The sequence below is a fragment of the Bacillus sp. AM1(2019) genome, from assembly GCF_009906915.1.
GTDB lineage: Bacteria > Bacillota > Bacilli > Bacillales > Bacillaceae > Bacillus > Bacillus velezensis.
On sequence record NZ_CP047644.1, the window covers coordinates 1,586,607 to 1,609,701 of the forward strand.

Genomic DNA, 23,095 nt, shown 5'->3' on the forward strand with positions numbered 1-23,095 from the left:
AGAGTGTTAGAATGAGGGAAATGAAAAGAATTACGGGGACACAATGTGAATATGATAAATACGTATGTCGTTTGAACGAAACGGGAGGAGAAAAGAGCAATGCTTGAGCAAGTGATTTTATTTACAATAATAATGGGATTTTTAATCAGTGTTCTGATATCTCCGATTCTTATCCCGTTTTTAAGACGTTTAAAATTCGGCCAAAGTATCAGGGAAGAGGGGCCGAAATCACATATGAAAAAATCAGGGACGCCGACGATGGGCGGGGTCATGATTATTGTATCCATCGCCATTACGGCGATTGTCATGACGCAGAAATTTTCGCATCTGAGCGCGGAAATGTTTCTTCTGCTGTTTGTCACGATCGGATACGGCCTGCTCGGCTTTCTGGATGACTATATTAAAGTAGTAATGAAACGGAATCTCGGATTGACGTCGAAGCAGAAATTGATCGGCCAGATCATTATTGCCATTGTATTTTACGGAGTATATCATTATTGCCATTTTTCAACCGGCATCAGGGTGCCGGGCACACATCTGTCAATCGATCTCGGCTGGGGATACTTTATCCTCGTTCTCTTTATGCTTGTCGGAGGTTCAAATGCCGTCAACCTGACAGACGGTCTGGACGGTCTCTTGTCCGGTACCGCGGCTATCGCATTCGGCGCTTTCGCCATCCTTGCGTGGAACCAGTCACAATATGACGTTGCGATTTTCTCGGTTGCCGTTGTCGGCGCCGTTCTCGGTTTTCTTGTATTCAACGCCCATCCCGCCAAGGTATTTATGGGGGATACCGGTTCGCTTGCGCTCGGAGGAGCGATCGTGACCGTTGCCATTCTGACGAAGCTTGAAATTCTGCTCGTCATTATCGGCGGAGTATTTGTTATTGAGACCTTATCTGTTATCTTACAAGTCATCAGCTTTAAAACGACAGGAAAACGAATCTTTAAGATGAGTCCGCTTCACCACCATTACGAATTGGTCGGATGGTCTGAATGGAGAGTTGTCGTCACATTCTGGACTGCGGGACTGCTGCTTGCCGTTTTAGGAATTTACATCGAGGTGTGGTTATAAGTGGAAAACGAACTTTTTTTGCAAAAACAAAACTTTCTGGTCCTCGGACTGGCGAAAAGCGGATATGCGGCTGCGTCGATTCTTCATGAAAAAGGCGTTAACGTCGTCGTGAATGATCAAAAAGCCTTTGAAGAGAACGAACCTGCCCAAAGGCTTGCAGAAAGAGGAATTGAAGTCATCTGCGGTGAGCATCCGACGTCACTTTTTGATCAGCATCACATTACCATTCTGATCAAAAATCCCGGAATCCCGTATGAAAATATCATGGTGGAGGAAGCGCAAAGAAGAGGCATCCCGGTCTGGACGGAAATCGAGCTTGCGTATTATATCACCAATGCAAAATTCATCGGCATTACAGGTTCAAACGGGAAAACAACAACGACGACCCTGATTTATGAAATGCTGAAAGCTGACTCGATAAAGGCGCTGATCGCAGGGAATATCGGCACTGTCGCCAGTGAAGTGGCTTATCATGCTGACGGTGATGAATGGATCGTCACAGAGCTTTCTTCGTTCCAGCTTATGGGGACTCATGCGTTCAGACCTGAAATCGGCCTGATTTTAAATGTATTCGACGCTCATTTGGATTACCATCACAGCCGTGAAAACTATGAAAAAGCCAAGCAGAACGTGTATCTTCATCAGCTTGAGAGTGATACGGCCATCGTGAATCAAAGCGATGAAACAGTCGTGCGGCTTGCCGAAAGCGGAAAAGCCGGCACCGTTCCGTTTTCAGTTCACCAGGAACTGTCAAGCGGCGCATTCATTAAAGACGGAATGCTGATGTTCGGCGATGAAGCGATTCTGCCTGTTGATGACATCGTACTGCCGGGCGCGCACAATTTAGAAAATATATTGGCCGCTGTATCCGCGGCAAAAACGGCGGGCGCGTCTAATAAAGCGATTCAGAAGGTGCTGACAAGCTTTACCGGTGTCAAACACCGTCTGCAGTATGTAACTGCGATCCAGAATCGTAAATTTTATAATGACAGCAAAGCGACGAATATTTTGGCCACAAGCAAAGCGCTCTCCGCGTTCAAAGCTCCGGTTATTCTGCTTGCAGGCGGACTGGACCGCGGCAACGGTTTTGACGATCTGAAACCGTATATGGACAATGTCAAAGCGGTCCTGACGTTCGGACAGACAGCGCCGAAGATAGAAAAACTGGGCAATGAGCTGGGAATACAACATGTCAAACGTGTCGATAATGTTGAACAAGCAGTATCTGCGGCGTTTGCGCTCTCAAATGAAGGAGACGTCATCCTCTTGTCACCCGCGTGTGCAAGCTGGGATCAGTTCAAAACATTTGAAGAACGCGGTGACATGTTTATAGATGCCGTGCATATGCTTAAGTAAGGGCTTGTCTCTGTTCATCGGCAGCCCTAAATGACTTATGCTTGGGGTGTCGATTGCTTTGACTACTAAAAAAACAGCGCCTGATTTGTTATTAGTTATCATTACGTTATTGCTTTTAACAATAGGATTAATTATGGTCTACAGTGCAAGTGCGGTATGGGCGGATTATAAATTTGACGACTCGTTTTTCTTCGCGAAACGGCAGCTGCTGTTTGCGGGGATCGGCGTCATTGCCATGTTTTTCATTATGAATGTGGATTATTGGACATGGCGCACATGGTCGAAGCTGCTTCTGATCATTTGTTTTTTTCTGCTTGTGCTTGTGCTGATTCCGGGAGTCGGAATGGTGCGGAACGGTTCAAGAAGCTGGATCGGAGTGGGAGCGTTCAGCATTCAGCCTTCGGAGTTTATGAAACTCGCGATGATTGCGTTTCTGGCTAAATTTCTTTCTGAAAAACAGAAGAATATTACGTCATTCAGACGCGGATTCGTTCCCGCGCTCGGAATCGTGTTTTCTGCATTTATTATTATTATGTGCCAGCCAGACCTGGGAACGGGGACGGTAATGGTGGGCACGTGCATCGTGATGATTTTTGTTTCCGGTGCGCGAATCGCTCATTTTGCGTTTCTCGGACTCATCGGTTTAAGCGGATTTGCGGCACTAGTTCTGTCCGCTCCTTATCGGATTAAACGGATTACCTCTTACTTAAACCCGTGGGAGGATCCGCTTGGAAGCGGATTTCAGATCATTCAGTCGCTCTATGCCGTAGGTCCGGGCGGACTGTTCGGGATGGGGCTGGGTCAAAGCCGGCAAAAGTTTTTTTACCTGCCGGAGCCGCAAACCGATTTCATTTTTGCTATTTTATCTGAGGAACTCGGCTTTATCGGCGGTTCGCTCATATTGCTGCTGTTCAGTATTTTATTATGGCGGGGCGTCAGGATTGCCCTCGGCGCGCCGGATTTATACGGAAGCTTTGTCGCCATCGGTATTATTTCTATGATAGCTATTCAAGTCATGATTAATATCGGCGTTGTGACGGGGCTGATCCCGGTAACAGGAATTACGCTGCCGTTTTTAAGCTACGGAGGCTCATCACTGACGCTGATGCTCGCAGCGGTCGGCGTGCTTTTAAATGTCAGCCGGTACTCGAGGTATTGATCTGTATCTTGCCTCATCACTCATGATTTATTCGTTATCTATAAAAAAACAGACAACATCAATAACCCTGTCCTAAAAAACAGGGTTATCGCTATGTGATTAAGGGGGACATACGAATGCGTATTGCAGTAAGCGGAGGCGGAACCGGAGGACATATTTATCCGGCCCTGGCCTTTATTAAAGAAGTTCAGCGCCGGCATCCGGATGTGGAATTTTTGTATATCGGAACAGAGAACGGTCTTGAGAAAAAAATTGTTGAACGGGAAAATATTCCGTTCCGCGCCATTGAAATTACAGGTTTCAAACGAAAACTTTCTTTTGAAAATGTAAAAACCGTCATGCGTTTTTTAAAAGGCGTGACGAAAAGCAAATCATATTTAAAAGAGTTCAAACCGGATGCCGTTATCGGTACAGGCGGCTATGTATGCGGTCCGGTTGTATACGCGGCGGCAAAAATGGGAATTCCGACGATCATTCATGAGCAAAACAGCCTGCCCGGCATCACAAATAAGTTTCTCTCGAAATATGTTAATAAGGTGGCAATTTGCTTTGAAGAGGCAAAATCGCATTTTCCTGCTGAAAAAGTTGTGTTTACGGGAAACCCGAGAGCCTCTGAAGTCGTCTCAATTAAGACAGGCCGCTCATTAACTGAGTTCGGGCTGAAAGACAATCAAAAAACGGTGCTCATTTTCGGCGGAAGCAGAGGCGCGGCTCCCATTAACCGTGCCGTTATAGATATGCAGGAAGAATTGAAAACGAGACCTTACCAAGTCCTTTATATTACCGGGGAAGTGCATTACGAGAAGGTAACGGCTGAGCTGAAAGGCGGAAAAGCCGCTGATAATATGGTGACAAAACCGTTTTTGCACCAAATGCCGGAGTACTTACAATCAATTGATGTCATTGTGGCAAGAGCCGGAGCGACGACGATTGCGGAGATCACCGCTCTCGGCATTCCGAGCGTGCTTATTCCGAGCCCGTATGTGACAGCCAATCACCAGGAAGTCAATGCGAAGGCGCTCAGCCAGCATGACGCTGCAATCGTACTGAAGGAAACCGAGCTCAGCGGAGAAAAACTGATCGCTGCGCTGGACAAAATCGTCATGAATGAAGAAACCTTAAAGGACATGAGTGAGCGGACAAAATCACTCGGTGTTCCGGATGCGGCAGCCAGACTGTACAGTATCATGAAAGACATAAAAAAATAGAGCAAATGGAATGCGGAGGTTTATGATGGAGAACGTAATTCAGGAATTAAGAGACCGCGAAGTCGGCAAAGTGCTGGAACAAGAACCGCTCGCGAACCATACAACGATGAAAATCGGCGGTCCGGCGGACATTTTGATCATCCCCAACCGTGTGGAAGCGGTCAAAGATATTATGGATATTGTGAAGAAACATGATCTGCCATGGACGGTTATCGGCCGCGGTTCAAATCTGCTCGTGCTTGATGAAGGCATAAGAGGAGTTGTCATCAAACTGGGCGCGGGTCTGGATCATTTGGAGATTGACGGTGATCAAGTGACGGTCGGAGGCGGCTATTCGGTCGTCCGGCTTGCGACTTCCATGAGTAAAAAAGGAATGTCCGGTCTCGAATTTGCAGCGGGCATTCCCGGATCAATCGGCGGAGCCGTCTATATGAATGCCGGGGCGCACGGATCTGATATGAGTGAGATTCTTGTGAAAGCCCGTATCTTATTTGAAGACGGCACAATCGAATGGCTGACAAACGAAGAGATGGATTTCAGCTACAGAACGTCTGTTTTGCAGAAAAAACGCCCCGGCGTCTGTCTCGAGGCAGTTCTTCAGCTTGAGCAGAAGGAACGGGAAGCCATTACGGCGCAAATGCAGCAGAACAAAGATTACAGAAAAAATACTCAGCCGTATTCAAGCCCCTGCGCCGGAAGCATATTCAGAAATCCGCTGCCGAATCATGCCGGAAACCTCGTTGAAAAAGCGGGATTAAAAGGACATCAGATCGGCGGAGCGAAAGTATCCGAAATGCACGGGAATTTTATCGTCAATGCCGGCGGAGCGACTGCCAAGGACGTTCTAGACCTGATTGAGTATGTGAAAAAGACAATCCGTGAGCAGTATGATGTTGACATGCATACAGAAGTTGAAATCATCGGAGGGAATCGTTAAAAGGTTCTCTGATTACATGAGCTCATGTGATATACTTTTAACAAATGTCAAACGGCATCACAGCATGCCGTTTGTTTTTCAATCAGACGAATGTCAAGCTGTTTCATTCTTAGTGAGGTGGACAGGCAGTGAACCCAAATCATGAAAGAGAAAAAATCGTAAATATTGAAGAGCGGATTCCGAAAATCAAAGAGCAGCGGAAACAAAAAGCAAACCGCCGGCTGATTTCATTCATTGTGCTCTTTTTTATGATGGTGCTGATCATCGTGTACTTGCAGATGCCGATCAGCAAAGTGTCTTCTGTCACCGTTTCCGGAAACGAAAACGTTTCTGTAAAAGAGATCAACGCGCTTTCTGATATACATAACGGACAAACCGAGTTCTGGAGTCTGAACAAGAAACAAACAGAAGAAAAGATTGAGCAGAATAAGCTGGTGAAAAAGGCGGAACTTTCAAAAGTATTTCCTAACAAAGTCAGCATTCACATTGAAGAATACAAGACGATCGCGTATCTGCAGCGACATGATGTGTATTATGAAGTGCTCGAAAACGGCACTGTGCTGCCGAACGAAGTCACACCGGATGACGCGGGCCCGATTTTGGTTGACTGGACAAACGCGAAAAAGCGGGTCAAAATGGCGGAGCAGCTTGATAAGCTTTCCGGTTCGCTAAAGCAGTCGATTTCTGAAATCTATTATACACCGGTAAAAATGGATCAGGACCGGATCAAGCTGTATATGAACGACGGGTATGTAGTTACCGCTTCTATTAAAACGTTTGCCGGCCGGATGAAGACCTATCCTTCTATCGTTTCCCAGCTGGACGGCGGGAAAAAGGGGATTATCCACTTAGAAGTCGCTACGTATTTTGAAGAATTTAACAAAGGTAAATCCGGCAAGAAAAAAGAAAATGATTAATAGTTCTAAAGAACTAATTTAAAGGTGATTCAAAAGAATCTATTACAATCAGCGGGGCAGCCGATATAACCGATAGCGGAATCATTATGACTATGTTTGTTTTTGCCCGGGATATGGCTGCCGGACAAGCGGAAAATTCTCAATGCAATGGGCGTGTCTTCTGCAATGAGCATTGCATTTGGAATTTTCCTCCTGTTTCTTCTTTTTTCGGATGTTTCTGGCAATATCTATAGCTTTTCTGGAGGTTCATCTTAGTGTAGACTAATGGAAAGCGGGTATATTTGCATCTGGTTTGCACATTATGGCACCGTGACAGGAAATCTTACGGTAAGGTGGGCCGTCTCTAAAAAAAATAAAAAAAATGCGATATAAAAGAGGATATACATAGAATATAACGAATAGTTTCATTAAACATAAATTGTGAGAAATCAGATAAGAATTTGTTGATGCTGTTGTTTTTGTTACACACTTGTAAAGCCACATTCATTGTATTGTTGTTCCGCAAATAATAGAATAGAATTTGATCGAAATGTGAGGAGGTGCCATAGAATGAACAACAATGAACTTTACGTCAGTCTTGACATCGGTACGTCCAATACAAAAGTGATCGTCGGAGAAATGACAGATGATTCCCTTAACATTATCGGAGTGGGAAATGTACCGTCTGAAGGGTTGAAAAAAGGCTCAATCGTTGATATAGATGAAACCGTTCATTCTATAAGAAAAGCGTTTGACCAAGCTGAAAGAATGGTAGGTTTTCCGCTGAAAAAAGCCATTGTCGGCGTTAATGGAAATTATATTCATATTCAAGATACGAACGGCGTTGTCGCTGTTTCCAGTGAAAACAAAGAAATTCACGTTGAAGACGTCCGCAGGGTAATGGAAGCGGCACAGGTCGTGTCAGTTCCGCATGAGCAGCTGATCGTTGACGTCGTTCCTAAACAGTTTATCGTTGACGGAAGAGACGAAATTACCGATCCGAAAAAAATGCTCGGCGTGCGCCTGGAAGTAGAAGGCACGCTGATTACCGGCTCCAAAACGATCTTACATAATTTACTTCGCTGTGTGGAGAGAGCGGGCGTTGAAATTACTGATATCTGCCTGCAGCCGCTTGCGGCCGGTTCGGCGGCTTTGTCAAAAGACGAAAAAAACCTCGGAGTCGCCATGATTGATATCGGAGGCGGCTCGACGACGGTGGCGGTATTTGAACAGGGGCACCTGAAGGAGACAGCCGTCATTCCGCTCGGAGGCGAAAACATCACGAAAGATGTATCGATCGGATTGCGCACTTCCACCGAAGAGGCTGAAAGAGTAAAAAAACAATTCGGACATGCATTCTATGATGAGGCTTCAGAAGATGAAGTATTTGAAGTCACCGTCATAGGAACGAATCAAAAGCAATCTTTTACACAGCAGGAAATTGCCAATATTATTGAAGCAAGAGTGGAAGAGATTCTTGAGATTGCCGCAGCCGAAATTGAGCATATGGGAATTACAGATCTGCCCGGCGGCTTTGTGCTGACCGGCGGACAGGCCGCAATGCCCGGAGTGCTTTCATTGGCACAGGAAGTGCTGAGGCACAATGTAAGGGTTGCAAGCCCGAATTATATCGGTGTAAGAGACCCTCAGTATATGACGGGTGTCGGCTTGATACAATTTGCCTGCCGAAATGCCAGAATTCAGGGAAGAAAAATAGGCTTTCATATGCCGGAAGAAGCCGTGCAGGAAATCGCGGTCTCTCACGAAGAAGAACATCATCAGCGGCCAGAGGCGCAGCAGCGTCCAAAAGCAAAACAAAAAACACAAGCCGAACACAACAAACCGAGCAAAATGAAAAAACTATTAAGCATGTTTTGGGAATAGATTGATAGTCATTCGGCAGATTAGGAGGATTTAGCATGTTGGATTTCGAAACAAACATAGACGGCTTAGCATCAATTAAAGTAATCGGAGTAGGAGGCGGCGGTAATAACGCGGTCAACCGAATGATTGAAAATGAAGTACAGGGTGTAGAGTACATTGCGGTAAACACGGACGCGCAAGCTCTTAACCTGTCAAAAGCGGAAGTGAAAATGCAGATCGGGGAAAAGCTGACCCGCGGTCTCGGAGCGGGTGCGAATCCGGAAGTCGGCAAAAAAGCCGCTGAAGAAAGTAAGGAACAAATCGAAGAAGCGCTAAAAGGCGCTGACATGGTGTTCGTTACAGCCGGAATGGGAGGCGGTACCGGAACGGGAGCCGCACCGGTTATCGCGCAAATCGCAAAGGACTTAGGCGCTTTGACTGTCGGTGTCGTAACAAGACCGTTTACATTTGAAGGAAGAAAACGCCAGCTGCAGGCTGCAGGCGGTATCACGGCAATGAAAGAAGCCGTTGACACACTGATCGTTATTCCGAATGACCGCATTCTTGAAATTGTCGATAAAAACACACCGATGCTTGAAGCATTCCGTGAAGCTGATAACGTGCTTCGCCAAGGGGTGCAAGGTATCTCTGACCTCATCGCAACGCCTGGTTTAATCAACTTGGACTTTGCCGATGTCAAAACCATCATGTCCAACAAAGGTTCAGCATTGATGGGTATCGGGATCGCTACGGGCGAAAGCCGTGCTGCTGAAGCCGCCAAAAAGGCGATCTCCAGTCCGTTACTGGAAGCGGCAATCGACGGAGCGCAAGGTGTTTTGATGAACATTACGGGAGGTACAAACCTGAGCCTCTACGAAGTGCAGGAAGCAGCCGACATCGTCGCTTCTGCATCTGACCCTGATGTCAACATGATTTTCGGTTCAGTTATCAATGAAAATCTGAAAGATGAAATCGTCGTCACCGTTATTGCGACCGGTTTTATCGAACAGGAAAAAGATGACTCAAAACCGCAGCGCCCGACTTTAAACCAAGGATTGAAGTCTCAAAGCCAAAACGCTGCGAAACGTGAGCCGAAACGAGAAGAAACACAGCATCAAAACACGGCGAACCGCTATACATCACAGCCGGCGGATGATGCCCTCGACATTCCTACATTTTTAAGAAACCGCAACAAACGCGGCTGATGTAAAAAAGGACAAGACCACATGGTTTTGTCCTTTTTCTTTTTTGTGCCAGTCTTCCTTCCTATCCCCATGATCTATACAGTGAAAAAAGCAACTTTATACCTATGACGAATTGATTGTTTTTTAGTTTCATACGGCTTTCTACAGAATGTGACAATATCTGGATGGGAGATTGTCTACATTTAACGTACAGCATCGAAAATGACAAACGATTCCAATTATGAAGGAGGGATACACATTTTATAGGGTGTTACCAAATAAGGGGGGATACGATTGAAGAAAAAAACGAGAAACAGATGGACAGGCTCCGTTTTAAGCGCGATTGTCGTCAGTTCCCTGTTGTTTCCGGGTGCAGCCGGAGCGAACAGCACACCGGGAGCAGTTTCTTTCACCAAAGATCTTTCTTCCTCTAAGAGCATTCAGCATAAGATTTCCGATTCAGTCAAGAAGCGTTTTGAAAAAAATGATAAAGTCACGTTTCTTATCAAATTTAAAGAGAAAGCCAATACGAAAAAAGCGGTCAAAGAAGCAGAAAAAAATGCCAAGTCTCAATCGCTTTCCGCAGCAAAAACCGAATATCAAAAGCGGTCAGCCGTCGTTTCTTCTTTAAAACTGGCGGCTCATGATGCGCAGCAGAATCTGAAAACATATTTGGAAAAACAAAAAAAGAAAGGCAAGGCTGATCACATCCATTCCTATTATATTGTCAACGGAATGGCAGTCACTGCTTCGAAAGAGGTAATGGAAAAAGCCGCCTCATTTCCTGAAGTAGAAAAAGTTCTTCCGAATGAAAAACGTCAGCTTACTCAACGACAATCAAAAGCTCCTTTTCAAATGAAGAAAAAACAAAAAGAGATCAAAGCAAAGGAAGGCATCGAATGGAATATCAGCCAAATTGATGCGCCGCAGGCCTGGGCCTCAGGATACGACGGAACCGGCACGGTTGTCGCCTCCATTGATACGGGAGTTCAGTGGGATCATCCGGCGCTTAAGGAAAAATACCGGGGTTACGATCCTGAAAATCCCGCAAAGCCGAATCATGAGATGAACTGGTATGATGCCGTGTCCCATAAAGACGCTCCCTACGATGATCTTGAACACGGCACTCATGTAACAGGGACCATGACGGGTTCAGAACCTGACGGCTCAAATCAAATCGGTGTGGCTCCGGGGGCGAAATGGATCGCAGTAAAAGCATTTTCAGATGACGGAGGAACCGATGCCGATATTTTGGATGCCGGTGAATGGGTGCTCGCGCCTAAAGATAAAAACGGCACGCCGCATCCCGAGATGGCGCCGGATGTTGTTAATAATTCCTGGGCAGGCGGTTCGGGAATGGACGAGTGGTACCGCGATATGGTGAATGCGTGGAGAGCGGCAGGGATTTTTCCGGAATTCTCTGCGGGAAATGAAGACTTATTTACACCGGGAGGACCGGGTTCAATCGCGAATCCGGCCAATTATCCTGAAGCATTTGCGACAGGTGCGACTGACATCGACAAGAAACTCGCTGATTTCTCACTTCAAGGCCCCTCACCGTATCATGAAACAAAACCGGACATTTCGGCTCCGGGAGTGAATATCCGTTCTTCGATTCCTGGAGGAACATACGAAGGCGGCTGGGACGGAACTTCAATGGCCGGGCCGCATGTGGCGGCGACGGCGGCTTTGTTAAGGCAGGCAAACGCCTCTATTACGGTCGATGAAATGGAAGACGTTTTGACGCGCACCGCGGAAAAGCTGACAGATTCCGTTTTTCCGGAGTCACCGAATAACGGTTACGGCCATGGTCTCGTTAACGCTTTTGATGCCGTTTCTGCCGTAACGGACGGAATCGGAAGCGTAGAAGGCAGGGTCTCTTCTGCGGGCGAAGATCACAATCCGCCCAGCTTTCACCATGAACCGGTCTCAGTGGCTTACAAAGGGGCAAACCTTCCGTTGACGGTTACAGCAGAAGACGATGTAAGCGTAACTGAAGTCATCCTTTCCTATCAGTTTGATGAAGGAGAGTGGAAAACGACAGCCGCCGTTCAAAAAAGCGGTGATGAAAAAAAGGGAACATACCAGGCGGAAATACCGGATGTAACGGGAAGCAAGATAAGTTATAAATGGGCCATAAAAGATTTCGGAGGTCATTCTGTAGAATCTGATACGTACCGGGCTGACGTGAAACCGAGCGTTACGGCGGGATACAAAGAGGATTTTGAATCACAGCCGGCGGGCTGGTCCAGTTACGGGACACATGACCAATGGGAATGGGGTATCCCGGGTTCAGGGCCCGGTGCCGCATTTTCCGGAGATAAAGTGTATGCGACGAATCTGTCCGGCCCTTATGCCGATTCAGCCAACATGAATTTGGTGATGCCTCCGATTCAAGTTCCGGAAACAGGACGGCTGTTTTTACAATTTAAAAGCTGGCACAAGCTCGAAGAATTTTTTGATTACGGGTATGTGTTCGTTCTGCCGGAAGGAAAATCAAATTGGGAGCAGGCGGCCGTTTACAATGGTGACTCCGCAGGATGGAACGATGAAGAGGCTGATTTATCTGCGTATAAAGGCCAAAACATAAAGCTCATGTTTAATATGCAGTCAGACGAAGTACTGAATGAAGACGGATGGTATATCGATGATGTCCGGCTTTCAAGCAGCCCTCTCGGCAAGGCGGCCAAAAAAAATAAACACAAAAGACAAACACCTCCCGGCCACCTGAAGAAAAAAGCCGTCAGTCCGAAACAGGCCAAACCGGCAGTGAAATCACCCGGAAAAAGAGTGAAACGTGAAACAAACCTCCTGCCGCTCAGAGCGCAAATCAGTGTCTCCGAGACGGGGAAATCCGTATATTCCGACCCTGCAAGCGGAAGCTACAGCCTGTCACATAAGGCGGGAAGCTATACGCTGAAAGCCGAGGCTTACGGATTTAAGTCCGCTTCGAAACAAGTTTCTATTCAATCAGACAAAACCGCACAGGCAGACTTTACACTGGAGCAAATGCCGTCCGGCACGCTAAAAGGAACCATCACCAATCAGTCAACAGGTAAACCGGTAAAAGGGGCTGCGCTTTATGTGGCTGAGGATGCCGCAATTAAACCGGCGGTGACAAACGATAAAGGGGAATATTCGCTTAAGGCGTACGAAGGCTCCTACACAATCAAAGTAGCGGCAAAAGGCTTTTACAATAGCGAATTTTCTGTTGACATCAAAGGGGATGCTGAAAAAAACGTCAAGCTTAAGCCGTATATCGGTTATGAAGGGGAAATTGCCTATGATAACGGGACAGAAGAAGCCGCGCTGTCATATTTTAAAGCCGGCAGCAAATCTGCCGTTAAGATGACGCTTAAAGACGGAAAAGAACACGGTATGCTGACGGGAGGCCTTTTTAAATTTTGGGGCGCAGACTGGCCTGATCCGGGAGGTACCGAATTTCAAGCAGAAGTATATGATGCATCCGGCCCTGATGGAGCTCCGGGCAGCAAAATTGCCGGCCCGTTCCAAGCTGAAGCGCTTCGAAACGGCGAATGGACCAAAGTGGATCTCAGCTCAAAAGGAATCGCGGTAGGAAAGGATTTTTATCTTGTGTTCCGCCAGACGAAACCCGATCCTTATACACCTGCCCTGTCATCTGATGACGGCAGTCCGTACTCGAACAGAAACTGGCAATACCTCGACGGCCGCTGGTCAAAAGCCGATAAATCAGACGGAAACTATATGATCAGAGCTTTGGTCGACTACGAAGCTTCTGTGCCTGACATAACGTCGCCTGAAGACCGATCATTTACAAACAAAAAGTCAATCACGGTGAAAGGAACGGCTTCACCAAAAACCGCTGTCCGTCTTACCAATAACGGTAAAACCGCCGCTGAAACGAAAGCAGATGCAGACGGCAATTTCCAGGCCGATGTCACACTCACTAAAGATGCCAATCGGCTGACGGCGGCATCTGTGACAGACAGCGGGTCAACCGATGAGTCACGCCCTGTCACGGTCATACTAGATGAGGATAAGCCGGATGTGACGATTGACAGTCCGGCAAACGGTGATAAAACAAATAAAGAAGCAGTGACTGTAAAAGGAAAAGTGCACGACGCCCATTTAAAATGGGTAAAGGTGAACGGAAAAAAAGCTGAAGTAAATAACGGTTCTTATCAAGCGAGAACCCTTCTGGAAAACGGCAGCAATGAGATCAAGGTCACGGCCTCAGATGAAGCGGGTAACAAAACAACGAAAAAGACGGTAATCGATGTCAATTACAATGCTCCCGTCATTTCCGGATTGGTTCCCGGAGCGGATAAGGAATTAAAAGCCGGAGAATCAGTGAAAATCGCTTTTTCAAGCGGAAAGAAATTAGACGCTTCCTTCGTGATCCGTCTGCCTCTGACAAACGCCCGGGCAGGGAGCCAAAACGCAACAGAGCTTCCGCTGAGAGAAATTTCTCCGGGACGATATGAGGGTTACTGGACGGCGACTTCTTCCATCAAAGCAAGCGGAGCAAAAATTGACGTTATCGCAAGAGATGACTACGGAAATGAAACGAGACAGACGGCTAAAGGAAAACTTTATATCAATGAGTAAAAACAGAGCGCTGCCAAATCACGGCAGCGCTTTTTTAGTTGAAGGGGACAATAGGAAATCAACCCTTTCGGCCCTCGACAAATAAAACGGTTATCCCTTAAAAATTGTACTTTACCCTCAACATTAATTGACAGACTTTCCCACAGAGCTTGCTTTATACTTATGAAACAAGAGAGAGAAACAGATAAGTAAGACAAAAGAGGAAAGGGGTCAGATGTGAAAATCTATCTGGATGTCATTTGGCTGTTGAACTTTTGTTTTGATTCTCTTTTGCTTTTATTGACCGCCTTTATTTTAAAACGCCAGGTGAAAAAAAGAAGAGTGGCCGCCGGCGGTTTCATCGGGTCAGTCATTGTGCTTCTGATGTTTACGCCTGTTTCTCCCTTTGTGGAGCATCCGGCGGGAAAAATGGCGTTTTCAGTAGTCATCGTGCTTACGGCTTTTGGCTTTAAACGGTTCCGATACTTTTTTCAAAATTTGTTCGCCTTTTATTTCGCGACTTTTCTCGTCGGCGGGGGAATGATCGGCGTACATTCCCTGCTGCAGACAGAATCAATTGTGCAGCAAGGCGTAATGGTCACAAGCCAGACCGGATTCGGCGACCCGATCAGCTGGATGTTTGTAGTTATCGGATTTCCGGCCATATGGTTTTTTTCGAAAAAGAGAATTGAAGACATCGAGACGAAGTCCATTCAGTACGATGAACTTGTCATGGTGCAGGCGGAATTCAGCGGACAGACAATCCGCGCGAAAGGATTGGTGGATTCCGGGAATCAGCTGTATGATCCGCTGACGAAAACGCCGGTCATGATCCTTTGCATTGACAAATTCGCTCCGATTCTCAGCGAAAAGGAAACGGACCTCATCAAATCCGCCAGTCCGCTTGAAGTGATAGAGCAGCTTGATGATTCGTTCCGCCATGCGGATAAGCTGAGGCTGATTCCGTACAGGGGCGTCGGCCAGGACAATCAATTTTTACTCTGTTTAAAGCCGGATTACGTCACGATTTTAACAAAAGACGAAATGATCGCTTGTGAAAAATGCCTGATCGGCATCAGCACGAAACCATTATCCGCGGACGGTGAATTTGACGGAATCGTTCATCCGAAGATGCTGACAGGGAAGGCTGTAAAACATGTTTCCTGACGAAAAGTCTGTTATTCATCATACTCAAAATGCATTGTATTTAGAAGGGGGAGGAAGATGAAAAAACTTAAGCTGCGTCTGACATATTTGTGGTATAAATGGCTGATGAAACTCGGACTGAAAAGCGATGAAGTATATTACATAGGAGGAAGCGAGGCGCTGCCGCCGCCTTTGTCTAAAGAAGAGGAGCAGGTGCTCTTATTAAAGCTGCCGAGCGGGGATCAGGCGGCGCGGGCCATCCTGATTGAGAGAAACTTACGTCTTGTCGTTTACATTGCCCGCAAATTCGAAAACACCGGCATCAATATCGAGGACTTAATCAGCATCGGCACCATCGGTTTGATCAAAGCGGTAAACACTTTTAATCCGGAAAAGAAAATCAAACTCGCCACCTACGCGTCGCGATGTATCGAAAACGAAATTTTAATGTACTTGCGCCGTAACAACAAAATCCGTTCAGAGGTATCATTTGATGAACCGCTGAACATTGATTGGGACGGAAACGAACTGCTGCTTTCGGATGTGCTCGGCACAGATGATGATATTATTACAAAAGACATTGAAGCCAATGTGGATAAAAAACTTTTGAAAAAAGCGCTTGAGCAATTAAACGAAAGAGAAAAGCAGATTATGGAACTGCGTTTCGGGCTTGTCGGAGAAGAAGAAAAAACACAAAAAGATGTAGCCGACATGATGGGGATTTCACAATCTTATATCTCCCGGCTCGAAAAGCGGATTATCAAAAGACTGAGAAAAGAGTTTAACAAAATGGTGTAAAATTTTTTCCATCTGACAGCCCTTACTGCTGCAAGGATTGCCGAAGCCGGATGTTTATTTCTGTAAAATGGCGGTGCATATTTTTCCCACCCGAGGAGATACTTAACGTTGTACAGCAGCTCCTAGTGGGAGGGAAAAACGTGTCAAGAAATAAAGTCGAAATTTGCGGGGTGGATACCTCCAAATTACCGGTGCTCAAGAATGAAGAGATGAGAAAGCTGTTTAGGCAATTACAGGATGAGGGCGATGATTCAGCGAGGGAAAAGCTTGTAAACGGCAATCTGCGCCTTGTCTTAAGCGTCATTCAGAGGTTTAACAACAGAGGAGAGTATGTTGATGACTTATTTCAGGTCGGCTGCATCGGACTAATGAAATCCATTGATAATTTTGACCTAAGCCATAATGTTAAGTTTTCAACATACGCTGTACCGATGATCATCGGAGAAATCCGCAGATATTTGCGGGATAATAATCCGATCCGCGTCTCGAGGTCGCTTCGCGATATCGCATATAAAGCGCTTCAAGTAAGAGAGCGGTTAATCAGTGAGACAAGCAGGGAGCCGACAGCAGAGGAAATCGCCAAAGTTCTTGAAGTGCCCCATGAAGAAATTGTGTTTGCCCTTGACGCCATCCAGGATCCGGTTTCACTGTTTGAGCCGATTTATAATGACGGCGGCGATCCGATTTACGTGATGGACCAGATCAGCGATGAGCGCAATAAGGATACACAATGGATTGAGGAGCTCGCTCTGAAAGAAGGCATGAGAAGACTGAACGAACGGGAAAAAATGATTTTGCGAAAGCGCTTTTTCCAAGGGAAAACCCAAATGGAGGTCGCTGAAGAAATCGGCATATCCCAAGCTCAGGTCTCAAGGCTTGAAAAAGCAGCCATTAAACAAATGAATAAGAATATCCATCAATAACGGAAAAAGCCTTTAAACCTTGTTTAAAGGCTTTTTTCATGCGATGGTTTACGTTTGCAAAAAAGTGATGTATTCTAATGTGTAAAAGTTTTTAGAAAATTTAAACAAAGTAAACGGGGGAAACGCAATGATTTTACAGCTGGACAGTGTGTCATTAAAAAGAAACGGGAAATGGATTTTGAAAGATATTAACTGGCGCGTCGAGAAAAACGAAAATTGGGTGCTGTACGGATTAAACGGAGCCGGAAAAACGGCTTTGCTGAACATGTTATGCTCTTATTACTTCCCCACTTCAGGAGAGATGCAGGTGCTCGGCCATCAATTCGGCAAAACAGAGCTCGGTGACAGGCTCAGAAGGAAAATCGGCCTTGTTTCGGCCGGTCTTCAGCACAAATTATATGCCGCGGACTCCGCTTTTGAAATCGCCCTCAGCGGCGCGTACGCCTCAATCGGGCTGTACGAAACTCCGAGTGAGCAGGTAAGGGAAAAAGCGATCGGTCTTCTGAAGGATTTGGGCGCCATCGGTTACGCCGACAGACGGTATGAAACATTATCACAAGGGGAAAGACAAAGAGCGCTGATTGCGCGGGCGCTTATGGCTGATCCGGAACTGCTGATTTTGGACGAACCCGTGACGGGTCTTGATTTTATGGCAAGGGAGCAGCTGCTGGACACGATTACGTCGATCGCCGAAAAAGAAAATGCGCCGTCCATCCTTTATGTCACCCATCACGCTGAAGAAATTCTGCCGGTATTTGATCAGGCGCTTCTTTTAAAACAAGGCGAGGTGTTCGCCTCCGGGAAAATCAGGGACATGCTTTCTGACGAGCGCCTTACTGCGTTTTTCGATATGCCTGTCAATGTCTTATGGAACAATGGCCGCCCGTTTTTAACACGTGCAAAAGAGGCATCATCCGTAAAATAACATAAATTCACCCTGGGGGTGCTGCCATGCGGCTGAGAGAGACGTTTGTCTCAACCCTTAACGGACCTGATCCGGATCATGCCGGCGGAGGGAAGCGGTGAAAAAAGCGGAGGAAGATCCGTTTTTTACCCGTTTCATTTCATGAATGAAATGGGTTTTTTGATACAGCCAAAGGGGAGATTTCCAATGCATCAGATTGATATGCTGTTACACCAGGCGGAGAAACGGCGGCACGACTTCATACATATTGCTGAAAGATTGATAGCCTTTCCGACTCCGGCCCCGCCAGCAAGAAATACGGCAGAAGCCCAAAAGTGGGTGGCCGGCTTTTTAAAAGAAACGGGCTGCTCGGTCGATATGTGGGATGTGTATCCGGAAGACCCGAATGTAGTCGGTGTTTTAAAAGGGACAGATTCAAGCAGGCATCAAAGCCTGATTTTAAACGGACACATTGATGTGGCAGAAGCCGGGGGCGAAGACTGGCACTCTGACCCGTTTCAGCCGATCGTAAAAGACGGCATGCTGATCGGAAGGGGCGCCGCTGATATGAAAGGGGGGTTGGCGTGTGTACTTTTCTCTCTGAAGCTGATCCATGATGCCAGCATTGAGCTTCCGGGCGACCTCATTGTACAGTCTGTAATCGGAGAAGAAGTCGGTGAGGCGGGGACGCTGGAATGCTGCAAACGCGGCTATCACGCGGATTTTGCGGTTGTCGCGGATACGAGCAGCCTGCATATTCAAGGGCAGGGCGGAGTCATCACCGGCTGGATAGAATTGAAAAGCAAACAAACATTTCATGACGGCATGAGGCGCAATATGATTCATGCGGGCGGAGGCACATTCGGAGCGAGCGCCATCGAAAAAATGGCGAAAATCATCGCTGCCTTGGGAGAGCTGGAGCGCCACTGGGCGGTAACGAAAAGCTATCCCGGCTTTGCGCCCGGCACCAATACGATCAACCCCGCCGTCATTGAAGGCGGAAGACACGCAGCGTTTGTCGCCGATGAATGCCGGTTATGGATCACCGTCCACTTTTATCCGAACGAAACGCACGAACAAGCAGCCGCAGAAATCGAAGACTATATTAATCGTGTCGCTGACAGTGATCTGTGGCTCAAAGAAAACAGGCCGGTGTTCAAATGGGGAGGATCTTCGATGATTGAAGACAGAGGAGAGGTGTTCCCGGCGCTGGAAATCGACCCGGACCATCCGGCAGTTTCTGTCTTGGCTGCATCACACTCAGCCGTCAAAAAACAGGAGCCCGTCATTGATGTTTCCCAAACCGTAACTGACGGAGGGTGGCTTTATCATGCCGGGATTCCGAGCGTCATATACGGTCCCGGCGATTTAAAAAACGCCCACTCCGTAAACGAGGAAGTGTCCGTTGATGAGCTTATGGACTATACGAAAATTATGCTGAGATTTATCCTCGGCTGGTGCAGCCGCAAAAAAGATTGCCCGATGTGACAAGGTTCAGCCCGGCCGTTCATATAATAGGAAAAAGAACGGGCAAAGGGCGTGATACGGATGATCAGCATATCTGAATTTCAAATAAAAGATGTGGTAAACGTGTCGAACGGAAAAAAACTCGGAAGCATCGGTGATATTGATATTAACGTGACAACGGGAAAAATTCAGGCGATTATTTTAGGCGGCAGCGGAAAAGTTCTCGGTTTTTTCGGAAAAGAAGAGGAAATGATCATTCCTTGGCGAAATATAGTTAAAATTGGGGAAGATGTCATCTTAGTGCGTGTAAACGAACCAAAGGGGGGAGCGTAATCCTCCCTTTACTTGTAAAAAGCCGGAAATCTCAATGTTTCCGGCACATTTATTTATCTCATTTTTCAATCAGCCGCTAAACGTATGCTTAAAATTGTGTTAAAATGAGTGGGAAATTACGCTTTTTTAATGTTTGTCGAAAGGTTGGATCTCCATGAATACATATCACCCGTTTAGTCTTACCACCCCCTCGGCACTCATGATAGAAGACTGGAACTGTGTGAATCAGCTTAACACAAAGGTCATCGCCGGATTCACAACGAAAAACGGCGGTGTCAGCAATCCTCCGTATGAGTCATTAAATACCGGATTGCACGTCCGGGACAAAGCTCATGATGTTGTGACAAACCGTGAAGTCATAGCGTCCTTATGCGGTACTGATCTGGATTCCTGGGTGTTCGCCGACCAGACACATGAAAACCGCGTCCGGCGCGTGACAGCCGGGGATAAAGGAAAAGGAGCGAGAGACTATTCTTCCGCATTACGCGGGACGGACGGGCTCTACACGAAAGATGCGAATCTTTTTTTGGCCCTTTGTTTTGCGGACTGTGTGCCCTTGTATTTTTATGACCCGGTGAAATCCATTATCGGCGCTGCCCATGCCGGATGGAAGGGGACGGTCAAACAAATCGGACGCATCATGACGGAACGCTGGGTAAACGAAGAAGGCTCCCGTTTAACAGATATTCAGGCTGTCATCGGTCCGTCCATCAGCGCGGGAAGCTATACAGTCGACGACCGCGTCATCAATGAAGTGCGGGCGCTGACTTTTACGGCTGAATCCGCCATATGCGAAACGGAAAAAGGCCAGTATCAGCTTGATTTAAAAGAGGTCAACCGTCTTCTTCTGATACATTGCGGCATTCCGGAAGAAAACATTTCAGTCAGCGGTTTATGCACCGAACGAGAGCGTGAACTATTCTTTTCACACCGCCGCGACAAAGGAAAAACGGGACGCATGATGTCCTTTATCGGAATGAAGGAGGCGTAAGATCTTGCGTGTTGCTGATCAATTACGACATATAAACGAAAGAATAAACGAAGCATGTAACAGATCGGGCCGAAGCCCCGAAGATGTTACCGTCATCGCGGTTACAAAATACGTATCAGCCGAAAGGGCTCAAGAGGCCGTTGATGCCGGTATTACAAGTCTGGGAGAAAACCGGGATGCCGAGCTTATCCATAAGCAGGAAGTCATCAAAGGCAGCCCGGAGTGGCACTTTATCGGCAGTCTTCAGTCCAGAAAGGTGAAGGCCGTCGTTGACCGTGTATCTTATATACATTCCTTAGACAGACTGTCATTGGCAAAAGAGATTGAAAAACGGGCGCAGCATGCGGTTCGCTGTTTTGTGCAGGTGAATACTTCGCTTGAGCCGTCTAAGCACGGTTTGAAAACAGAGGAGGTCATCCCCTTTATCAGAGAGCTTTCTGAGTTTAGAAACATTTCTGTAGAGGGCCTGATGACGATGGCTCCCCTGACAGACGATACAGAAACGATCAGAGCCTGCTTCCGGCAATTGCGTGATCTGAGGGATCAGGTGCAAAAACTGCATCAGACAAACGCACCGTGCCGGGAACTGTCAATGGGCATGTCAAATGATTATGAAATCGCTGTTGAAGAGGGCGCAACTTTTATCAGAATCGGCTCTTCATTAGTCGGAAATGAACCGGGGGGTGTAAACAAATGAGCATGAAAAATAAACTGAAAAACTTTTTCTCAATGGATGAGGAGGAGTACGAGTATGAATACATTGAAACGGAGCAGGATCATCCGGAAGAGCATGAACAGCAGAAAGATAAACAGCCTGCTTACGCTCAGAAGCCGCAGGGCAAGCAGAACGTAGTAAGCTTGCAAAGTGTTCAGAAATCCTCTAAAGTGGTGTTGAGTGAACCGCGTGTATATGCGGAAGCGCAGGAAATCGCCGATCATTTAAAGAACAGGCGGGCGGTTGTCGTCAATCTGCAGCGCATCCAGCATGATCAGGCGAAAAGAATCGTCGACTTTTTAAGCGGTACCGTCTACGCCATCGGCGGCGACATTCAGAGAATCGGTTCAGATATTTTTCTGTGCACGCCTGATAATGTCGACGTTTCCGGCACGATTTCGGAGCTTATAAATGAAGACGAACATCAGAGGTGGTAAAGCAGGATGATTCTTTATCAAATTTTTTCCGTTCTGAGTTATTTAATTTACATCTACTCGTTTGCCCTGATCATCTATATCTTTATGTCATGGGTGCCGAGTACGAGAGAAACGGCGGTCGGACGGTTTCTCGCAGCGATTTGCGAACCGTATTTAGAGCCGTTCAGAAGGATCATTCCGCCCATTGCCATGCTGGATATATCCCCGATTGTAGCGATTATCGTGCTTCGGTTTGCCACGACGGGACTTTGGGGCCTATACCGCATGATCGCAATGTATACTTGAATGCGACAGTTTGATACGGGCTTGGCACCAGCCAAGCCTCTTTACATAGAAAGGAAAGAACATGAGCGATATTTACCAGCACTTCAGACAAGACGAGCGGCCTTTTATTGATCAGGTGCTTGAATGGAAACAGATTGTCCTGGACCAGTATCGGATGAAGCTGACTGATTTCTTAGATCCCAGAGAACAGGTCATTGTAAAAGCCGTTATCGGCGACGCCTGCGGTCTTGCGTTTTTCGGAGGATATGACAGAGCTGAGCGCAAACGCGCGATTTTATACCCTGAATATATGGAACCTGAACAGGATGATTTTGAGCTTCGGGCTTTTGACGTTCAATACGCTGAAAAATTCGTCAGCATTGACCACCGCTCTCTTCTCGGATCATTAATGGGGATCGGCTTAAAGCGGCAGAAATACGGCGATCTGATTTTCTCAGAGGAAGCCGTGCAGCTGATCGTCTCCGGTGAAATCGCCGATTTTGTCAGCACTCAGCTGACCAAGGCGGGCAAAGCGCCGGTAAAGCTTGAGAAAATCGAGCTTTCCGCTCTTCACATTCCCGCTTCAGATGTCGAAATAAGGGATGACACGGTTTCTTCATTGCGTCTCGACGCCGTCTGCGCTTCAATGAGCAGGCAATCCCGCCAGAAAGCGCAGGCGCTTGTGAAAAACGGGCTCGTTAAGGTGAATTGGAAAGCCATTGAAGATCCGTCTTATCAGGTTGCTGAAGGGGACATGCTCTCGATTCGCGGCTTCGGACGATGCAGTTTGGCAAAAGTTGACGGAAAAACGAAAAAAGACAAATGGAAAGTTACATTTGAACGGCAAAAATGAGTCGTTTTTTCAGTTTTT

The 23,095-nt window shown here is 46.8% G+C and carries 20 protein-coding genes and 1 riboswitch; all 20 genes read left to right on the plus strand.

From position 1 onward, the window contains the following. Nucleotides 1–99 precede the first annotated feature (99 nt). The 20 genes from mraY to GNE05_RS08160 all read left to right on the plus strand — a co-directional run bounded on the left by mraY (nt 100) and on the right by GNE05_RS08160 (nt 23,077). Nucleotides 100–1,074: a phospho-N-acetylmuramoyl-pentapeptide-transferase gene (gene mraY, locus GNE05_RS08065; RefSeq protein WP_007409707.1), complete on the plus strand. Its 975-nt coding sequence runs from the start codon at nt 100–102 to the stop codon at nt 1,072–1,074. Further along, nucleotides 1,075–2,430 (plus strand): UDP-N-acetylmuramoyl-L-alanine--D-glutamate ligase, encoded by a 1,356-nt coding sequence (gene murD / locus GNE05_RS08070; RefSeq protein ID WP_160182649.1) that lies wholly within the window; start codon nt 1,075–1,077, stop codon nt 2,428–2,430. It begins immediately after the preceding gene. A gap of 58 nt (nt 2,431–2,488) precedes the next feature. After that, nucleotides 2,489–3,589 carry a stage V sporulation protein E gene (gene spoVE, locus GNE05_RS08075; RefSeq protein ID WP_003154430.1) on the plus strand — a complete coding sequence of 367 codons (1,101 nt, stop codon included), beginning with the start codon at nt 2,489–2,491 and terminating at the stop codon, nt 3,587–3,589. Between the two features lie 116 nt (nt 3,590–3,705). Next, nucleotides 3,706–4,797, plus strand: coding sequence for an undecaprenyldiphospho-muramoylpentapeptide beta-N-acetylglucosaminyltransferase (murG, locus tag GNE05_RS08080; RefSeq protein ID WP_022553377.1), 1,092 nt, complete (start codon nt 3,706–3,708; stop codon nt 4,795–4,797). 25 nt (nt 4,798–4,822) lie between these two features. Continuing rightward, nucleotides 4,823–5,734, plus strand: a complete 912-nt coding sequence (gene murB / locus GNE05_RS08085) for a UDP-N-acetylmuramate dehydrogenase (protein ID WP_015388267.1) — start codon at nt 4,823–4,825, stop codon at nt 5,732–5,734. Nucleotides 5,735–5,862: 128 nt separating this feature from the next. Continuing rightward, nucleotides 5,863–6,651, plus strand: a complete 789-nt coding sequence (locus tag GNE05_RS08090; RefSeq protein WP_007409710.1) for a cell division protein FtsQ/DivIB — start codon at nt 5,863–5,865, stop codon at nt 6,649–6,651. 549 nt (nt 6,652–7,200) lie between these two features. Continuing rightward, complete coding sequence (gene ftsA, locus GNE05_RS08095) at nt 7,201–8,514, plus strand: cell division protein FtsA (RefSeq protein WP_003154425.1); 1,314 nt, start codon at nt 7,201–7,203, stop codon at nt 8,512–8,514. A 35-nt stretch (nt 8,515–8,549) separates the two neighbouring features. After that, nucleotides 8,550–9,698 (plus strand): cell division protein FtsZ, encoded by a 1,149-nt coding sequence (gene ftsZ / locus GNE05_RS08100; protein ID WP_160182650.1) that lies wholly within the window; start codon nt 8,550–8,552, stop codon nt 9,696–9,698. A 273-nt stretch (nt 9,699–9,971) separates the two neighbouring features. Beyond that, on the plus strand, nt 9,972–14,267 hold the full coding sequence (locus GNE05_RS08105; protein ID WP_160182651.1) for a S8 family peptidase: 4,296 nt from the start codon (nt 9,972–9,974) through the stop codon (nt 14,265–14,267). Nucleotides 14,268–14,483: 216 nt separating this feature from the next. Continuing rightward, nucleotides 14,484–15,413: a sigma-E processing peptidase SpoIIGA gene (gene spoIIGA / locus GNE05_RS08110; RefSeq protein WP_025649482.1), complete on the plus strand. Its 930-nt coding sequence runs from the start codon at nt 14,484–14,486 to the stop codon at nt 15,411–15,413. A gap of 57 nt (nt 15,414–15,470) precedes the next feature. Further along, nucleotides 15,471–16,190, plus strand: a complete 720-nt coding sequence (gene sigE, locus GNE05_RS08115; RefSeq protein WP_007409714.1) for an RNA polymerase sporulation sigma factor SigE — start codon at nt 15,471–15,473, stop codon at nt 16,188–16,190. Between the two features lie 140 nt (nt 16,191–16,330). After that, on the plus strand, nt 16,331–17,113 hold the full coding sequence (gene sigG / locus GNE05_RS08120) for an RNA polymerase sporulation sigma factor SigG (RefSeq protein WP_003154420.1): 783 nt from the start codon (nt 16,331–16,333) through the stop codon (nt 17,111–17,113). Nucleotides 17,114–17,240: 127 nt separating this feature from the next. Beyond that, complete coding sequence (locus GNE05_RS08125) at nt 17,241–18,038, plus strand: ABC transporter ATP-binding protein (protein WP_007611292.1); 798 nt, start codon at nt 17,241–17,243, stop codon at nt 18,036–18,038. 4 nt (nt 18,039–18,042) lie between these two features. Further along, nucleotides 18,043–18,148, plus strand: a riboswitch (TPP riboswitch). 76 nt (nt 18,149–18,224) lie between these two features. Beyond that, on the plus strand, nt 18,225–19,505 hold the full coding sequence (locus GNE05_RS08130) for an acetylornithine deacetylase (RefSeq protein ID WP_160182652.1): 1,281 nt from the start codon (nt 18,225–18,227) through the stop codon (nt 19,503–19,505). 60 nt (nt 19,506–19,565) lie between these two features. Continuing rightward, nucleotides 19,566–19,817, plus strand: a complete 252-nt coding sequence (locus tag GNE05_RS08135; protein ID WP_003154415.1) for a YlmC/YmxH family sporulation protein — start codon at nt 19,566–19,568, stop codon at nt 19,815–19,817. 154 nt (nt 19,818–19,971) lie between these two features. Further along, entirely contained in the window at nt 19,972–20,808 is an 837-nt protein-coding gene (gene pgeF, locus GNE05_RS08140) for a peptidoglycan editing factor PgeF (RefSeq protein ID WP_253697297.1), read from the plus strand. Nucleotides 20,809–20,812: 4 nt separating this feature from the next. Continuing rightward, complete coding sequence (locus GNE05_RS08145; protein ID WP_007409718.1) at nt 20,813–21,505, plus strand: YggS family pyridoxal phosphate-dependent enzyme; 693 nt, start codon at nt 20,813–20,815, stop codon at nt 21,503–21,505. Further along, nucleotides 21,502–21,960 carry a cell division protein SepF gene (gene sepF / locus GNE05_RS08150; protein WP_007409719.1) on the plus strand — a complete coding sequence of 153 codons (459 nt, stop codon included), beginning with the start codon at nt 21,502–21,504 and terminating at the stop codon, nt 21,958–21,960. Before GNE05_RS08145 ends, sepF begins: the two co-directional genes overlap by 4 nt. Before the next feature lie 6 nt (nt 21,961–21,966). Then, nucleotides 21,967–22,245 (plus strand): YggT family protein, encoded by a 279-nt coding sequence (locus tag GNE05_RS08155; protein ID WP_003154408.1) that lies wholly within the window; start codon nt 21,967–21,969, stop codon nt 22,243–22,245. A gap of 61 nt (nt 22,246–22,306) precedes the next feature. After that, nucleotides 22,307–23,077, plus strand: a complete 771-nt coding sequence (locus tag GNE05_RS08160) for a YlmH family RNA-binding protein (protein ID WP_015388260.1) — start codon at nt 22,307–22,309, stop codon at nt 23,075–23,077. Nucleotides 23,078–23,095 lie beyond the last annotated feature (18 nt).

Coding starts and splice junctions, on each gene's coding strand:
- GNE05_RS08135 (WP_003154415.1), top strand. CDS start 19,566: ATGATCAGCATATCTGAATTTCAAATAAAAGATGTGGTAAACGTGTCG.
- GNE05_RS08160 (WP_015388260.1), top strand. CDS start 22,307: ATGAGCGATATTTACCAGCACTTCAGACAAGACGAGCGGCCTTTTATT.
- GNE05_RS08155 (WP_003154408.1), top strand. CDS start 21,967: ATGATTCTTTATCAAATTTTTTCCGTTCTGAGTTATTTAATTTACATC.
- murB (WP_015388267.1), top strand. CDS start 4,823: ATGGAGAACGTAATTCAGGAATTAAGAGACCGCGAAGTCGGCAAAGTG.
- mraY (WP_007409707.1), top strand. CDS start 100: ATGCTTGAGCAAGTGATTTTATTTACAATAATAATGGGATTTTTAATC.
- murG (WP_022553377.1), top strand. CDS start 3,706: ATGCGTATTGCAGTAAGCGGAGGCGGAACCGGAGGACATATTTATCCG.
- ftsZ (WP_160182650.1), top strand. CDS start 8,550: ATGTTGGATTTCGAAACAAACATAGACGGCTTAGCATCAATTAAAGTA.
- sigE (WP_007409714.1), top strand. CDS start 15,471: ATGAAAAAACTTAAGCTGCGTCTGACATATTTGTGGTATAAATGGCTG.
- pgeF (WP_253697297.1), top strand. CDS start 19,972: ATGAATACATATCACCCGTTTAGTCTTACCACCCCCTCGGCACTCATG.
- GNE05_RS08125 (WP_007611292.1), top strand. CDS start 17,241: ATGATTTTACAGCTGGACAGTGTGTCATTAAAAAGAAACGGGAAATGG.
- sepF (WP_007409719.1), top strand. CDS start 21,502: ATGAGCATGAAAAATAAACTGAAAAACTTTTTCTCAATGGATGAGGAG.
- GNE05_RS08130 (WP_160182652.1), top strand. CDS start 18,225: ATGCATCAGATTGATATGCTGTTACACCAGGCGGAGAAACGGCGGCAC.
- ftsA (WP_003154425.1), top strand. CDS start 7,201: ATGAACAACAATGAACTTTACGTCAGTCTTGACATCGGTACGTCCAAT.